11 protein-coding genes are annotated in these 13645 nt (G+C 69.2%); 6 read left to right on the top strand and 5 right to left on the bottom strand.

The genetic code is table 11. From position 1 onward, the window contains the following. The first annotated feature begins 21 nt into the window (after nt 1–21). From EGH21_RS14460 to EGH21_RS14445, 4 genes are all read left to right on the top strand, one after another. Complete coding sequence (locus EGH21_RS14460; protein WP_220619195.1) at nt 22–513, top strand: cation:proton antiporter regulatory subunit; 492 nt, start codon at nt 22–24, stop codon at nt 511–513. Next, nucleotides 506–1708 carry a cation:proton antiporter gene (locus EGH21_RS14455; protein WP_220619194.1) on the top strand — a complete coding sequence of 401 codons (1203 nt, stop codon included), beginning with the start codon at nt 506–508 and terminating at the stop codon, nt 1706–1708. The genes EGH21_RS14460 and EGH21_RS14455 overlap by 8 nt, the downstream gene beginning before the upstream one ends. Nucleotides 1709–1859: 151 nt before the next feature. After that, nucleotides 1860–2756: an FAD-dependent oxidoreductase gene (locus EGH21_RS14450; protein WP_220619193.1), complete on the top strand. Its 897-nt coding sequence runs from the start codon at nt 1860–1862 to the stop codon at nt 2754–2756. Between the two features lie 233 nt (nt 2757–2989). Continuing rightward, entirely contained in the window at nt 2990–3832 is an 843-nt protein-coding gene (locus tag EGH21_RS14445; RefSeq protein WP_220619192.1) for an alpha/beta fold hydrolase, read from the top strand. A gap of 129 nt (nt 3833–3961) precedes the next feature. Here EGH21_RS14445 and EGH21_RS14440 read toward each other — a convergent pair whose 3' ends face one another. The 4 genes from EGH21_RS14440 to EGH21_RS14425 all read right to left on the bottom strand — a co-directional run bounded on the left by EGH21_RS14440 (nt 3962) and on the right by EGH21_RS14425 (nt 11072). Continuing rightward, a complete protein-coding gene (locus EGH21_RS14440) occupies nt 3962–4117 on the bottom strand; it encodes a hypothetical protein (RefSeq protein ID WP_220619234.1) in 156 nt (51 codons plus the stop codon). A 3-nt stretch (nt 4118–4120) separates the two neighbouring features. Further along, a complete protein-coding gene (locus EGH21_RS14435; RefSeq protein ID WP_220619191.1) occupies nt 4121–4420 on the bottom strand; it encodes a HalOD1 output domain-containing protein in 300 nt (99 codons plus the stop codon). 78 nt (nt 4421–4498) lie between these two features. Then, nucleotides 4499–7417 (bottom strand): bacterio-opsin activator domain-containing protein, encoded by a 2919-nt coding sequence (locus EGH21_RS14430; protein WP_220619190.1) that lies wholly within the window; start codon nt 7415–7417, stop codon nt 4499–4501. A gap of 118 nt (nt 7418–7535) precedes the next feature. After that, complete coding sequence (locus tag EGH21_RS14425; protein WP_220619189.1) at nt 7536–11072, bottom strand: GAF domain-containing protein; 3537 nt, start codon at nt 11070–11072, stop codon at nt 7536–7538. 241 nt (nt 11073–11313) lie between these two features. Here EGH21_RS14425 and EGH21_RS14420 point away from each other — a divergent pair, with 241 nt between their 5' ends. Together EGH21_RS14420 and EGH21_RS14415 are read left to right on the top strand one after the other, a co-directional pair. Then, nucleotides 11314–11619 carry a DUF7344 domain-containing protein gene (locus EGH21_RS14420; RefSeq protein WP_220619188.1) on the top strand — a complete coding sequence of 102 codons (306 nt, stop codon included), beginning with the start codon at nt 11314–11316 and terminating at the stop codon, nt 11617–11619. Between the two features lie 39 nt (nt 11620–11658). Next, nucleotides 11659–12591 (top strand): hypothetical protein, encoded by a 933-nt coding sequence (locus EGH21_RS14415; RefSeq protein ID WP_220619187.1) that lies wholly within the window; start codon nt 11659–11661, stop codon nt 12589–12591. Here the strand turns inward: EGH21_RS14415 and EGH21_RS14410 are convergent, their stop codons facing one another. Then, complete coding sequence (locus tag EGH21_RS14410; RefSeq protein ID WP_220619186.1) at nt 12592–13533, bottom strand: M48 family metallopeptidase; 942 nt, start codon at nt 13531–13533, stop codon at nt 12592–12594. Between the last annotated feature and the right edge of the window lie 112 nt (nt 13534–13645).

Below are 13645 nucleotides of genomic sequence, written 5' to 3'. Positions count from 1 at the left end.
GTTCGGGGTGGTTACACCGGTATGACCGTCTACGAGACAGACGTTCCCGGCGTCGGCAAGAAGTTCGAGGTCGAACTCGACGGCGACGAACGACTCGTCATCGTCATCCACCACGACGGGAAACGCGAAGTGTTCCACAAGGACGGGCCGGACGTCGACGCCGACCGCCTCTTCACGCTCGGCGGTCGACAGGCCCGCGAGGTGGGGGCGATTCTGCAAGGCGCGTACTTCCAGCCAGTCGAGACGGACTCGGTGGACGTGCCGCTGGGCGACGCCATCATCGAGTGGGTCGACGTCGAGTCTGACTCGCCGCTCGCGGGCCAGACGCTGGCCGACGCGAAGGTCCGACAGCGGACCGGGGCGTCAATCATCGCCATCCAGCGCGACGGGACGACGCTCCCGAACCCGGACCCAGAGGACACCATCACCCCGGGCGACATCCTCGTGACGCTAGGGACCCGCGACGAGCAGTCGGCACTCGAAGATTTGGTGGCCCCCGACGACGATGGCTGAGTTACTGCTGGAAGTCGGTATCGCCGTCACCGGCGTCGCCCTCGCGGGCATGCTGGCGGGGCGTATCGGCCTCTCGGTCATCCCGGCGTACATCCTCGTCGGCGTCCTGTTGGGGCCGAACGCACCGACGGCGCTGTTCGGCGTCCCCGTCGCCCTCGTCAACGAAGGGGAGGTCATCGACGTACTGGCGGAACTGGGCGTCGTCTTCCTGCTGTTCTTTCTCGGCTTGGAGTTCAGTGTCGACCAGTTGCTCCGGGACCGCCGGAAGATATCCGCCGTCGGTGTGCTGGACTTCGTCGTCAACTTCGGCATCGGCGCGGCCATCGGCCTCGCCTTCGGGTGGACGCTCGTCGAGACGCTGTTCCTCGCGGGCATCGTCTACATCTCCTCGTCGGCCGTCGTCACGAAGTCGCTCATCGAGACGGGGTGGATAGCCAACGAGGAGTCCAGTCCCATCCTCGGGACCCTCGTGTTCGAGGACATCCTCATCGCCGTCTACCTCGCCCTGCTGGCGGCCATCACCGGCGGCGGCGGTCTGCGAGCGGCGGCCACCTCCGTCGGCGTCGCCTTCCTCTTCCTCGGGGGCCTGTCGGTCGTCGCGTGGTACGGCGCCGGGTGGTTCGAGCGCTTCTTCAAGACCGGGTCGGACGAACAGTTCGTCCTGCGAGTCGTCGGGCTGACCACCGTCGTCGCCGGGGCGGCGCTGGCACTGGGCGTCAGCGAGGCCGTCGCCGCCTTCTTCCTCGGCACCGGCCTCAGTCAGACGACCCACGTCGAGCGCATCGAACACATCGTCGCGCCGGCCCGGGACCTCTTCGCCGCCGTCTTCTTCTTCGCCATCGGGCTCTCGACGGACGTGACGTTGCTCGCGGGCGTCGCCGGCCTCCTCGCGGTGGCCGTGGTGGCGACGACGGCCGGGAAACTCCTCAGCGGGACCCTCTCGGGTCGGGTGTACGGGCTGGACCAGCGCCGCTCGCTCCGCGTCGGCCTCGGACTGGTTCCGCGCGGGGAGTTCTCGCTGGTCCTCGTCGCACTCGCGGCCAGCATCGGCACCGGCAGACTCGGCTCCGTCATCCCCGCGTTCGCCGTCGGCTACGTCCTCGTGATGAGCGTCGTCGGGAGCGTCCTCGTCGACAGAGCCGACGGCATCACCGACGCCGTCCTGTCGGTGACGGGCACCGACTCACGGGGCTGACCGTCGCCGTCTCGGTGTCGGCCGTCCGTCGCAGTCCTCTACGACGCGTTTTAGGGCGGCCAAAAAATCACAAACGGTATGTTCGGGTAGCCGGGTGTCCCCCGTATGGAAGGCAACCTGAGAGCGGTTCGACGGGACGAGGTGACCCACCGTGAGTGACTACGACCGCGACGTCGTCGTGGTCGGCGGCGGCCCGGCCGGCTGTTCGGCCGCGGTCTTTCTGGCTCGCGACGGGCTTGATACGGTGGTCTTCGACCGCGGGCGGTCCTCGCTCAAGCAGTGTGCCTATCTGGAGAACTATCTCGGGTTCCCCGCCGGCGTCGACGTCGAGACGCTGTACGCACTGATGCACGACCACGTCGAGGAGGCGGGTGGGACGGTCGTCCCGGACCTCGTCTCGTCTGTCGAGCGCGCAGACGGTGGCGACGGGTTCGTCGTCCGGACACAGGACGGCCACGCGGTCACGACGCGGTACGTCCTCGCCGCGACCCGGTACGACGGCGCGTACCTCCGTCCGCTCGACGACGGCGCGATGTTCGAGCGCCACGAGTACGACGGCGAGGAACGCGAGCGCTTCGACCGTTCGTACGCCGACCACGACGGCACGACGCCCGTCGAGGGCCTGTACGTCGCCTCGCCGTCCCACGAGACGGACCGGCAGGCCATCGTCGCCGCCGGGCGCGGGGCCCGCACCGCACTCGAACTCGTCGCGCACGCCCGTCGTGAGCGTGGCTACCCGGACGCCGTCGCGGACCACTACGACTGGGTCCGCCCCGAGAGCGCGCGTGACGAGGAGTGGGACGACCGAGACCGGTGGCGCGAGTGGTTCGACCGCCGCCTCCCCGAGGACCACGGCCTCGCCGACGAGCGACGTGTCGAACTCCGGGCGGAGGCCATCGACCGTCGATTGGCGACGTACGTCTCCGAGGCGGAGATAGCGGCACGGACCGAACGCGGTCAGCGGCGACTGTTGGACCACGTCGACGACGCCCTCGTCCTCGAACGCGCACGCGAAATCGAGGCGGCGTCCGGCACGGCCGGCGAGTGACCGCTCGCGCACTTCGCCCTCGACGCCGCTCCCGACGGTACTCCTGCCATTCGGCCTCGGTCCGACGCCACGGTCGAAGCGTCGAATAGCACATTTCGTATAGCGAAGTGCGATTTATCGGCTGTCTACCCCGGGATACAGAATCCGCTACGAAAACGCCCGAGCGTTCCCGAAACCGCCGTCGTCGGTCGCATCGACGAAACCCTTCAGTGGGTGGCCGTCGACCACCGGGCATGATCGCCGACGAGACGCTCACGGTCGACGGCGCGCGCATCCACTACCGAACGGCCGGCGACGGCCGACCCGTCGTCCTCTTACACGGGGGTATCATCGACGCGGCACACGTCTCGTGGCCGCCGGTGGTCGACCGCCTCACGCCCGAGCACCGGGTCGTCGCGCCGGACCTGCTCGGCTACGGCGAGAGCGAACTGGCCGAGGACACCTACTCGATTCCGCGCCACGCCGAGATAGTCGCGGGGCTGCTCGACTCGCTGGACTGCGGCCCGGTGACGCTGGTCGGCCTCTCGCTGGGCGGCGGGGTCGCCATCCAACTCGCGTTGGACCGGCCGGACCTCGTCGAGACGCTGGTCCCCATCGACCCGTTCGGCCTCGGGCGGGACCTGCCCAACGGCCGCCTCTCGCTTCTCCTCGCGCGGGTGCAGGTGTGCAACCGCCTCGCCATCGCGGCCTTCCGGCGGAGCCGTCGCCTCACGCGGGCCAGCCTCGACGGTATCGTCCACGACCTCGATGCGCTCCCCGAGGCCGCCGTCGACGCCGTCTACGAGGAGGTCCAGCGGCCGACCGCAGGGGCGGCGTTCCGGCGGTTCCGCGACGCCGAGGTGACCCGTCACGGCTACCGGACGACGTTCACCGACCGGTACGGGGACGTGGGTGTCCCCACTCGCTTGCTCCACGGTGCCCACGACGAGTTGTTCCCCGTCGACTGGGCCGAACGCGCCGCCGACGCCATCCCCGGGGCCGAACTCCACGTCCTCGACGACTGTGCGCACTGGGCGCCGCGAGAGAACCCCGACGCCGTCGCGTCTCACGTCGAATCGGCCGTCTCGGGGCGGTAAAGCACGCTTCTGTCGACGGGTGCCGATTCGGCGACCCCGCTCTCCGGTCGGCCGATAAACTCTTTTACGCTATATCGAATCGGCAGTGTGGCTATCGTGTCACTCCGAGGGCGGCACCGCTGGTGTCGGTTACCGACGGACTTCCTCTCTGACGTCCGACTGCACCCACGCCGCCTCGTTCTCGGTGTCCTGGATGATGGTCACCAGACCGTTCTCGCTCCGGTACTCGATGGCGCGATACCGGTCCAAATCCGGCGGTTCGGGCGCGTCACTGTTCGCCATCATCGGCTATCGTCGCTCCCGGTACGCGGCGCCCGAGACGGGGTCGTCCAGCGGTCTGACGTCGAACGTCCCGTCGTGATAGACGGACACCTCGTAGTTCGCCGTCTCGAAGCGAACGTGGCCGTGTGTCGCTCGGCTATCGGTTCCTGCGGGGAACAGCGACGCGAGGGCGTCGACGTCGACGTAGTCGTTCAACGGGGGGAGGTCTATCGGGTCGACGCCGCGTTTCGCGGCTATCGCTTCGGTGATAGCGACGACCAGCGCGTCGGCGTCGTTGGCGGTCGATGAGGGCGTGGGACAGTTCATACTGTAGTAGACGCGTCCTACCCGCATAGCCGCTCTCGATAAGAGTATACTACCGAACGCCGGACGGGTGCTAGATAGCTAGCCCCGCGTCTCCTCGTCGTCGAATATCAGGCCGAACAGTTCGCGTTCGCCGGTCCGGATGTGCCGGCTGACGGTCGGTTGGGAGACGTCGAGCATCGCCGCCAACTCCTGCCCGCTGACGTCTCTGGGCCACTCGAAGAACCCGCTGAAGTAGGCCGTCTCCAGCACCTCCCGCTGGCGTTCGGTGAGTCGGTCCCGGTAGTTCGCCTCGAACTCGGCCGGCGTCTGGACGGAGCGTTCCCGCTCGGTCTTGGCGACCAGTTCGCTTCCCTCGTACCGCTCCAGGAACATCCGGACGAACGCCTGCACGTCGCCGCTCTGGGGCAACTCGACGCTCACTCGACCACCGTCGGCGCTGGCGGTCATCGCCGTCGGGTGTGCGCCGTAGGAGACGAGGTCGGCGAGGAACCCGGAGTCACCCACCAGCGCCTCGAAGCGACACGTGTCCTCGCGTTCGGTGAGCAACGAGAGCTGGTGGATGGACGGTATCCGTTCGCTGTACCGGTAGACTGCGTCCGGGTCGGCCCCGCTGACGGTGAAGAACACCCGGACGGTCCCGTCGCTGTGCTGGACGAGTTCGTCGAACTCGAACTCGCTGCCGGTCTGGGCGGCGAACTCGAACGGCGGAATCGAGGGGTCGTCGACGCTGAAGGTGAGTTCGACGGCGGCGTCGCTGACCAGCGCCTTCTTCCGCTCGATGGCGTTGATGGCGTACCCGACCATCCCCCCGAGTTCGCCCAGCACCGCCCGCTCCATCTCGTCGAACACGCCGGCCTCGTCGGCGTAGAGGTGCAGGACGCCGTACACCGTCTCGCGGAAGGTCAGTGGCACGGCGATGCTGGCGTCGAAGCCGCGTCTGAGAGCCTGTGTCTGCCACGGCGCCAGCGGCGGGTCGGCGTGGAGGCTGTTCTGGACCACCGGTTCGCGGGTACTGATGGCTCGTTCGGTCGGCGTCTCGCCGGTCGCGGGTCGCTCTGCGTCGGCGAGCCAGTCCAGATAGCCGTCGTCGTCGCCCGAACTCGCGCGCACGGAGACGTCGTCGCTGCTCGCCCGCTGTTCGCCGACCCACGCGAAGACGTACGGGTCGGCGTCGGCGAGTCGCTCGCAGACGGCCGTCTCGACGTCCGCACGCGTCGACGCCTGTGTGAGGTCCCGCGTGAGGCTCCGGATGATGTCGTTGAGGCGGTTGAGGTGGTGGAGCGACTCGTTGTGGTCGGCCAGTTCGGCCGTCGTCGCCCGCAGTTCCCGTTCCCGGTCGACCCGGTCGAGGGCGGCCACGGCGTTCGCGACGAGAATCTCCGCGACCATCACGTCGGTGTCGTCGAAGGCGTGGGGCTCGGTCGCCCCGGCGACGAAGACGCCGTGGGTGCCCATCGGGAGCAGAATCGCGCTCTCCAGTGGTGTCTCGTCGGCGTCCATCGCCGTCTCGCTCAAATCGTCGAGGACGCGCCCCTCGCTCTCGGCGTAGACCTGCCACGGGCACCCCCACTCGGAGGTGAACAGCGGTCCGTCGCCGACGAGCGACTCCAGCGCCGCCGTCCGCCGGGCCGGGCGTAGCCGTCCGGTCGCCTCGTCGTGGTACTCGACGGCGGTCAGCGGGAGGGCCAGTATCTCCCGTGCCCCCTCGACGACGATGTCGGCCACCGCCTCGGCCGTCTCGGCGGTCGTCAGCGCCTGTCCGACCTCGTTGAGGCTGGCGAGCCGTTCCGCGCGACGTTTGCGGTCGCTGATGTCCCGGACGACGCCGGCCCGGCCGTGGCGTCCGTCGTCGAGTTCGAACAGGGAGATGCGGGCCTCCACCGGCACCTGCTCGCCCGACGCGGTGGTCAGGACGGCTTCGAGCGTGACGCTCTCGCGGCCGTCCGACTCGATGTGTGACTGGAGGTCGTCGGCCTGTTCGACGAGGCGCGTCTCGAAGAACTCGCTGGCCGGGCGACCCAGCAGTGTCTCGCGGTCGTACCCCACGAGGTCGGTGTAGGCGTCGTTGACGGCGACGAACCGCCCCTCGTCGTCCACGGCGTACAGGCCGTCGTCGACGATCTGCATCACGGCCTCCTGTCGCTGGAGGCGGCGCTCGCGCTGTTTCTGGTCGGTGACGTCCTCCAGCGAGAACACCGACGAACTCACCGCCCCGTCCGCGTCGTAGAGCGGCGCCCCGGCGACCGAGAGCCACCGGGTCTGCCCGTCGACGGCGACGCGTGCCTCGCCGCGGACCGTCACGCCGTCCTCGACGACGCGCTGGTGTGGTCGCCGGTCGTCGCCCTCGACGTCACCGTCGAACGACAGCACGTCGACGTCCAGTGCCGTCTCCACGAGCGGGCCGTCGTACCCGTCGATACCGAGCATGTCGGCCGCCCGGTCGTTGATGTAGCGGACGGTGTCGTCGGCGTCGACGATGACGATGCCGACCGGACTGGTCTCGAGGATGCGGTCGGTGAGGCTCCGCTCCTCGCCGAGGGTCGTCTCCGACTGCAGGCGGCCCAGCAACCGCCCGCTGTCCTCGGTGTCGCGCGTCGTCTCGCCGGCACCGAGATAGGACCGCAGGTGGTGGTCGAGGAGCCGACGCTTCTCCGGGCCAGTGTCGTGGACGAACTCGTCGATGCCGGCCTCGAACGTCCGGTCGATGAGCGACTGGGAACTCTGTCCGGCGACCAGAATCGTGACCAGCCCCGGTTGGGCGTCGAGACAGTCCGAGAGAAACGAGACGCCGTCGCCGTCCGGCAGGTCGTACCGCGCCACGACGGCCGCCAGCGACTGCTGTTCGACCAGTTCGAGCGCCGCCGCGGCCGTCTCCACCGTGAGTTCGGTCTGCGACTCGCCGGCGTCCGCGAGTAGCGACGCCGACTCGTCCGACCACAGCGACCCGGACCCGACGTAGAGGAGACGGAGCGGCGATTGCTCCTGATCGATACTCATGTATCTAGCGTTTGGTCTCCACGTGGAAGTGAGCCGGGCCTATCTCTCTAGCCCCCGTCGCCGGTGAGCGATAGCCACCGTCGACGGGGCGCCGTGGCCGTGCGAGCAGGGGTTCCCGTCACGTGCTCGCCGGCATCGCCGACGAGAGGATGTAGTCGAACGCCTTGCGCTCCGCTTTCCGGAGGTGCTGGTGGAACGTCGACGCGGCGATGTCCAGCGAGTCCGCCACGTCCTGCCCGGAGACGTCCCGCGGCCACTCGAAGAACCCGCCGTGGTAGGCGGCTTCGAGGGCGGCTAGCTGGCGGTCGGTGAGTGCCTCGGTCAGTTCCCGCTGGAGGCGGTCGTCGTCGTCTCGGGTCCGCTGTCGACGCTTGAGGAGTTGCGCCCCGGGATAGGCGTCGGTGACGACGTCGATTATCCGGCGTGTGTCCACGGTCGGCGAGACGCGAATCGTCATCCGGTAGTCACCGTCCTCGACGACGGCCGACTCGACGAACCCGCCGACGGAGGCGACGACCGACAGCACCGGGGGTTCCGAGAGCCGAGCCTCGAAATCGGTCCCGTCGTCCCGGAAGGTCACCGACTCCCAGTGTGGGATGGCGTCGGTGATGGCGTGGACGCTCTCGACGGCGTCCGGCGTCGCCGACCCGTAGACGACGTACTCGTCGTCGGTGACGGGAATCGCGTGGTCGAGCGTGACGGTGCCACAGGTCCCGGCGTCGACGTCGAGCGTCTCGAAGACGTCGGGGATGTGGAACTGCAGTTCGACGACTTCGTCGCTCATCAGCGCCTGTTTCCGCTGTGTGGCGGCGATAGCGTGGCCGACGACCTCACCGAGTTGCTCGACGACCACGCGCTCCCGTCCCTCGAAGGCGTTCTCTCGGCCGGTGTAGAGGTTCAACACACCGTACACCGTGTCTTCGTGGACGATGGGGACGGCGGCCGACGCCCGGACGCCGTGCGCTTCGGCCCGGTCCCGCCAGCACTCGTAGTCGTCCGCCGTCCTGACGTCGCCGACCGTCTGTATCTCGCCCGTCCGGATGGCTTCGCCGGTCGGCCCTCCGCCCCGTTCGTCGTCCGGGTCGACGGATATCTCGAGCCCGTCGAGGTAGTCTTCGGCACCGGCTTCGGCCCGCGGGACGACCCGCTGTGAGCCGCTGTCACCCTCGCCGACCCAGGCGAACTGGTAGGACGCCGAGTTCGCGAGGTGGTGACACACCGTCTCCTCTATCTCCTCGCGGGTCGACTGCTCGACGACCGCCGTGGTAATCTCGTTGAACACCTCGTTGAGGCCGTTGAGCGCCGAGAGGAGTTCGACGTGCTGCTGGCGTTCGAGTTCGCTACCCACCCAGTTGCTGAGCAGGTCGACCAGCGCGACTTCCCAGTCGGAGAACTCCTCCGTCCGGGGCTCCATGCCGTAGAAACAGAAGGTGCCGTAGACGGCGTCGTCGACGGTGACCGGCGCACCGAGGTAACAGGAGATGCCCCACTCCGCGTTCCCGGCCTTGTCGGCCAGTTCGGGCGCGTCCCGCTCGACGTCTTCGAGCACGAGCGTCTCCGCCGTCGAGACGACCCGGTCACAGTTCGTGTACGAGAGCGGCACGACGTCCCCCGCTCCGAGGTCCGCGTCGGCCGGTGCGTCGACCGACTCGAAGACGTAGTCGGAGCCCTGCACGTGTGACAGGGACGCGTACGGCGTGCCGACGGTCTCGCGGACGACGCCGAGGAGCGACTCGATCTGCTCCTCGACCGACCGGTCCGAGTCGGCGATAATCTCGTGGGCGCGCCGTAGCGTTCGCTCGCGCCGGCGCAGTTCCGCCCGCCGGTCGACCAGTTCCCGTTCGTCGTCGCGGCGCGCGATGGCCGAGGCGAGGATGGTCGCGACCGACTGGACGAAGTTGACGTCGTGCTCGGTGAACGTCGTGTCGGCGGTGTCGTGGGTCCCGAGAATCCCCCACGGGTCGTCCCGCGGCCCGATGATGACGCTGATACCGCTCCGGACGTCGTGGTCCGTCAGCAGGTCGGGGCCGCTGAAGCGCCGTTCCGTCGTCAGGTCCTCGACGACGACGGGGGCGGACGACGCCAGCGTGTAGGACGCCTGCGAGTCGTTGGCGACGGCGGACACCGTCGCCGACCCCACCAGTCCGTCGTCCCAGCCGACGCCCTCTCTGAGCAGCAGTTCGTCGGTCGCCGGGTCGAGGTCCAGTACCTTGCAGTACTCGTTGTCGAGCGTCTCGGCGACGAGTTCGGTCGCCGTCCGCATCAGAGTGTCCACGTTCCGGTCGGCGAGCGCTCGCTGGCCGAGGTCGGTCACGACCTCCTGCTGGTGGACTCGCCGCTCGAGTTCGGCCTCCCGTTCGAGCCGGTCGGAGACGTCCCGGACGACGCCACAGCGGCCGACCCCGTCGTCGACGGGGAACGGCGAGAAGCGAGCCTCACAGGGGACGGCGCCGCCGTCACTCGTCCGGACGTCGAGTTCGAGTTGCGCGACGTCCCGGTCGTCCGAGACGACCTCGCTGGCCATCGTCCGGGCTCGCTGTGAAATCGCCTCGCTGTGGACCGTCGTCGCGTCCGCCCCGAGGAGTTCGGCCTCCTCGTAGCCCGTCAGGTCACAGAACTGCTCGTTGACGAGGACGAACTCCCCGTCGTCGTCCACCGCGTAGATGCCGTCGTCGACGGTCTCGACGATGGCCTCGTACAGTTCCAGTTCTCGTTCGCGTCTCCTGCGGTCGGTGACGTCGCGGAAGTACACCGAGAGACCGGTCTCGGACGGGTAGGCGGTGACCTCGAACCACGTCGCGAGCGGCGGGTAGTACGCCTCGAACGACCGGGACTCCTGCGTCTCGAATGCCAGTTCGTACTCGGTCTGGAACCGGGAGTCGGCCGCTTCCGGGAACACTTCCCAGACGCGCTCGCCGACCAACTCGTCGGCCGGGCTGTCCAACAGCGTCGCGGCCCGGTCGTTGACCTGCGTGAACTGCCACGACTCGTCCAGCGCGAAGAAGGCGTCGTCGATTCGGTCGACCATCTCCCGCAGTTCGTCCGCGAACTGTTCGCGCTCCCGTTCGAGTTCGCTCTGTGTCTGCCGCAGGGTGGTCACGTCCGTACAGGCGAGGACCGCGCCGCCGTCGGCTCTCGGCGACGCACTGACCCGGACCCACCGGCGGGTCCCGTCCGGCGTCTCGTGCTCGAGTAACCGGTCGCTGACGGGCGTGTCGTCGTCGAGGACCGTCCGAACGGGGTGGTCTGCCGGCGGGACGGGGTCGCCGTCCTCGTCGTAGAACCGCAGGTCCGTCGCCGCCGACTCGGCCGACTCGTCGACGTCGAGCGTGGCCCGCGCACGCGAGTTCACCCGGTCGACGGTCCCGTCGGCGGCGACGGCGACCAGTCCGACGGGCGCCGTCTCTAACACGCGTGCCGCGTCCGTCTCGTCGACGGGGTCGTCCGACGGCGGCCGCCACCAGACTCGCGCGCTCGCTCCGACCTTCTTCGTGTCGAGCCGACCGCGGTCGACGAGTCGGTCGAGGCGGTCGTAGGTACTCCGCCGACCGAGGTCGAGGCGGTCGGCCGCTTCCGTGGTCGTCAACGGCGTCCCCGTCCCGTCGAACAACGCCAGCGTCTCCCGGAGACTCTCGGTCAGCGACTGTCCAGCCATGGACCCGGGTAACAGCGCTACCCAATTATACCCTCCGCCGGCGGAGTCGTCGTCCCGTCCCGCCGGTCGGTGTCCGCGTTCTGTCGCCGTGTGTGAACGTTCGCGGGCGAGACGGCGCCGCTCGCCGTCGGAATCGCGCGCTATCGTCAGTACCGACCTAAAATCTTCTAGGCCACGCTTACGCCCGCATAGTTCGTTGCACCGTGTACGCCTCCATCCGACCGGATTGGCGCTACGACCCATGACTCAGATACTCAGCGACTCCGACGGTGACCTCGCCGGAACGGTCGAACTGACCGAGAGCGACCGTCACCGACTCCTGACAGACGAGCGTCGTCGCATCGCTCTCGAGGTGCTCTCTGACCGGGTCGGCCCGGTCCACCTCGACGAACTAGCGACGGAAGTCGCGGCCCGTGAATCTGAACGGGAGACGGCCGACTCGGCGGCCGTCGAACGCGCGGCCATCGCACTCCACCACAACCACCTCCCCCGGTTGGCCGCCACCGACCTCGTCGACTACGACGCAGAGACACGGCAGGTCCACTAGAGCCACCGTTTTCCACCCGCCGGTCCGATACGTGGACACATGGCTCCGGTTCCACAGCACTGCCACCTCGACACGACGCTCCCGGCCGCCGTCGGCGACTACTTCGCCCCCGAACGCCGGACGCTCGACGCCTACCTCGCCTCGGTCCCCGACCGCTTCGGCCCCGGTGCCGGCGACCCGACCGTCGGCCCCGTTCACGCCGTCCCGTGGTTCTACGTCCCCGACCTCACGGGCTGGCGCGGCATCACGCTCGCGAGACTGCTCGCCGCCGACCGCGACTGCCCGTGCGTCCGACTCTCTGCGCTCGCCCGCGACGGCGTGGCGACGCTGTGGCGCGTCATCGACCGGAGCGCCGACGGCCCGGTGGTCGTCCACGTCGAACTCCGCGGCGACACTGGTCCGATTCCGGGGACGCTCCGCGAGGCGCTCCGGCGAGGGTACGACCAGCCACCCGAGTCGACGGGCGACGGCGACCCGGTGTCGGGGGACCCGGCCAACGCCCTCGTCGTGTTCACCGACACGCGGCCCTCGAAGCGCCTGACGTCGCCGCTCCCCGACGCCACGGAACCGGTCAGCGGCGCCGTCCTCTCGTACGCGCCCCGCGACAGCATGACCCCGGAACAGCCGGACGGCACCACCGTCCTCGACGCACCGCCGGCGTTACAGGACCGCACCGACCGTCTCGAAGGCCTGCTGGTCGCGTCCCTCGACGGCGTCGGCGACCCCGACGCCCGCGCCCGGTTCGTCGAGAACGCCGTCGAGACGCTCGCCATCACGCACTCGACCATCGGCAAGCAGGACCTCCTGTTCGACGTCTCGCCGCGGGTCGCGCTGAAACACGGTCATCGGCTGGACACGCTCGGCGTCGACGAGGCGCTGTCGGGCCTCCGGCGGGACGTCCTCGCACAGGTGCCACAGAGTCCGGGGAGTGCGGACCTCCGACGGACGCTGTCGGACCTCCTCTCGGGGTAATCAGGGCCGTCGCGGCCCGAGCGACTGCCGTGACCGAGCCCGCTCGACGAGGCGCTCCACCCGGTCGTCCATCGGCGGGTGCGTCGACAGGAGGTCCGACAGCGGCCCGTCCTCGTCGCCGTGGACGTACAGCGGCGTCAACGGTCCCAGACCCGGGGCCGAGACGCGCTCTATCGTCCGGAGCGCGCGGGCGAGCGCCAGCGGTTTCCCGGTCACCTCGACGGCCCGGTCGTCGGCCGCCCACTCCCGTCGTCTGGAGTACGCCAGCACGCCCAGCGTCACCGCCAGTCCCAACAGCGCGACAACTCGGAGTGCGGTGCGCTGGGTCCGGGCGAGCCACGACCGGGACCAGCTAGCGGGGTCGCCACGGACCAGCGCCCACGCCCGCGCGAGGCCGCCGGTCAGGACGACCACGGGGAACAGCACCACGCCGACGACGGCGACGAGCCCCTGTGTGAGGCTGTAGGCGAGTGTCTGGACCAGCGCGTCGCGGCGCTCCAGATGGGCGAGTTCGTGGGCCAGCAACGTCTCCATCTCGTCGGTCGAGAGATAGGCGAACAGCCGTCGGTCGACGACGACGGCCGCCCCGAACCCGCCGACTGCGAAGGCGTTGGGGACCGGCAACCGAGCGACCAGTAGCGTCGGCGTCCCCGCGTTCATCCGTTCGGTGAGGGCGTCGAACCGACGGTACGTCTCGGGGGCGCGCGCCCGCGGAAGGACCACCGCGTCGAGTGACCGTTTCAGCCGCGTCGTCCCGGACCAGTAGCTCAGCAGTCCGAGGACGACCGCCGTCCCGACGAGCGCCCCGGCCAGTACCACCGGTGACGGCCGTGACGCCCACACCGCACGGAGGACCCGATACCCGACCACCGCCGCCGCGGCGTACGTCACCAGCGACGCGACGCCGAGCACCGCCAGTGCGACCCGCCGACCTGCGTCCATCGACCGAGCGTACGGGCGGGACGCCGAAACGCCTTCTGTTACAGTCGGGTCGCAGGTCCGGGGCGGTCCGCGAGAAGGGATTCTGTATCGCGGATAGAAGTTTATCGTGTAC

It is taken from the genome of Haloarcula rubra (assembly GCF_019599465.1).
Classification (GTDB): domain Archaea; phylum Halobacteriota; class Halobacteria; order Halobacteriales; family Haloarculaceae; genus Haloarcula; species Haloarcula rubra.
The sequence above is the reverse complement of the archived record's forward strand: the minus strand, read 5'-3'. Positions and strand labels throughout refer to the sequence as shown.

Coding starts and splice junctions, on each gene's coding strand:
- EGH21_RS14460 (WP_220619195.1), top strand. CDS start 22: ATGACCGTCTACGAGACAGACGTTCCCGGCGTCGGCAAGAAGTTCGAG.
- EGH21_RS14455 (WP_220619194.1), top strand. CDS start 506: ATGGCTGAGTTACTGCTGGAAGTCGGTATCGCCGTCACCGGCGTCGCC.
- EGH21_RS14445 (WP_220619192.1), top strand. CDS start 2,990: ATGATCGCCGACGAGACGCTCACGGTCGACGGCGCGCGCATCCACTAC.
- EGH21_RS14440 (WP_220619234.1), bottom strand. CDS start 4,117: ATGATGGCGAACAGTGACGCGCCCGAACCGCCGGATTTGGACCGGTAT.
- EGH21_RS14435 (WP_220619191.1), bottom strand. CDS start 4,420: ATGAACTGTCCCACGCCCTCATCGACCGCCAACGACGCCGACGCGCTG.
- EGH21_RS14430 (WP_220619190.1), bottom strand. CDS start 7,417: ATGAGTATCGATCAGGAGCAATCGCCGCTCCGTCTCCTCTACGTCGGG.
- EGH21_RS14425 (WP_220619189.1), bottom strand. CDS start 11,072: ATGGCTGGACAGTCGCTGACCGAGAGTCTCCGGGAGACGCTGGCGTTG.
- EGH21_RS14420 (WP_220619188.1), top strand. CDS start 11,314: ATGACTCAGATACTCAGCGACTCCGACGGTGACCTCGCCGGAACGGTC.
- EGH21_RS14415 (WP_220619187.1), top strand. CDS start 11,659: ATGGCTCCGGTTCCACAGCACTGCCACCTCGACACGACGCTCCCGGCC.
- EGH21_RS14410 (WP_220619186.1), bottom strand. CDS start 13,533: ATGGACGCAGGTCGGCGGGTCGCACTGGCGGTGCTCGGCGTCGCGTCG.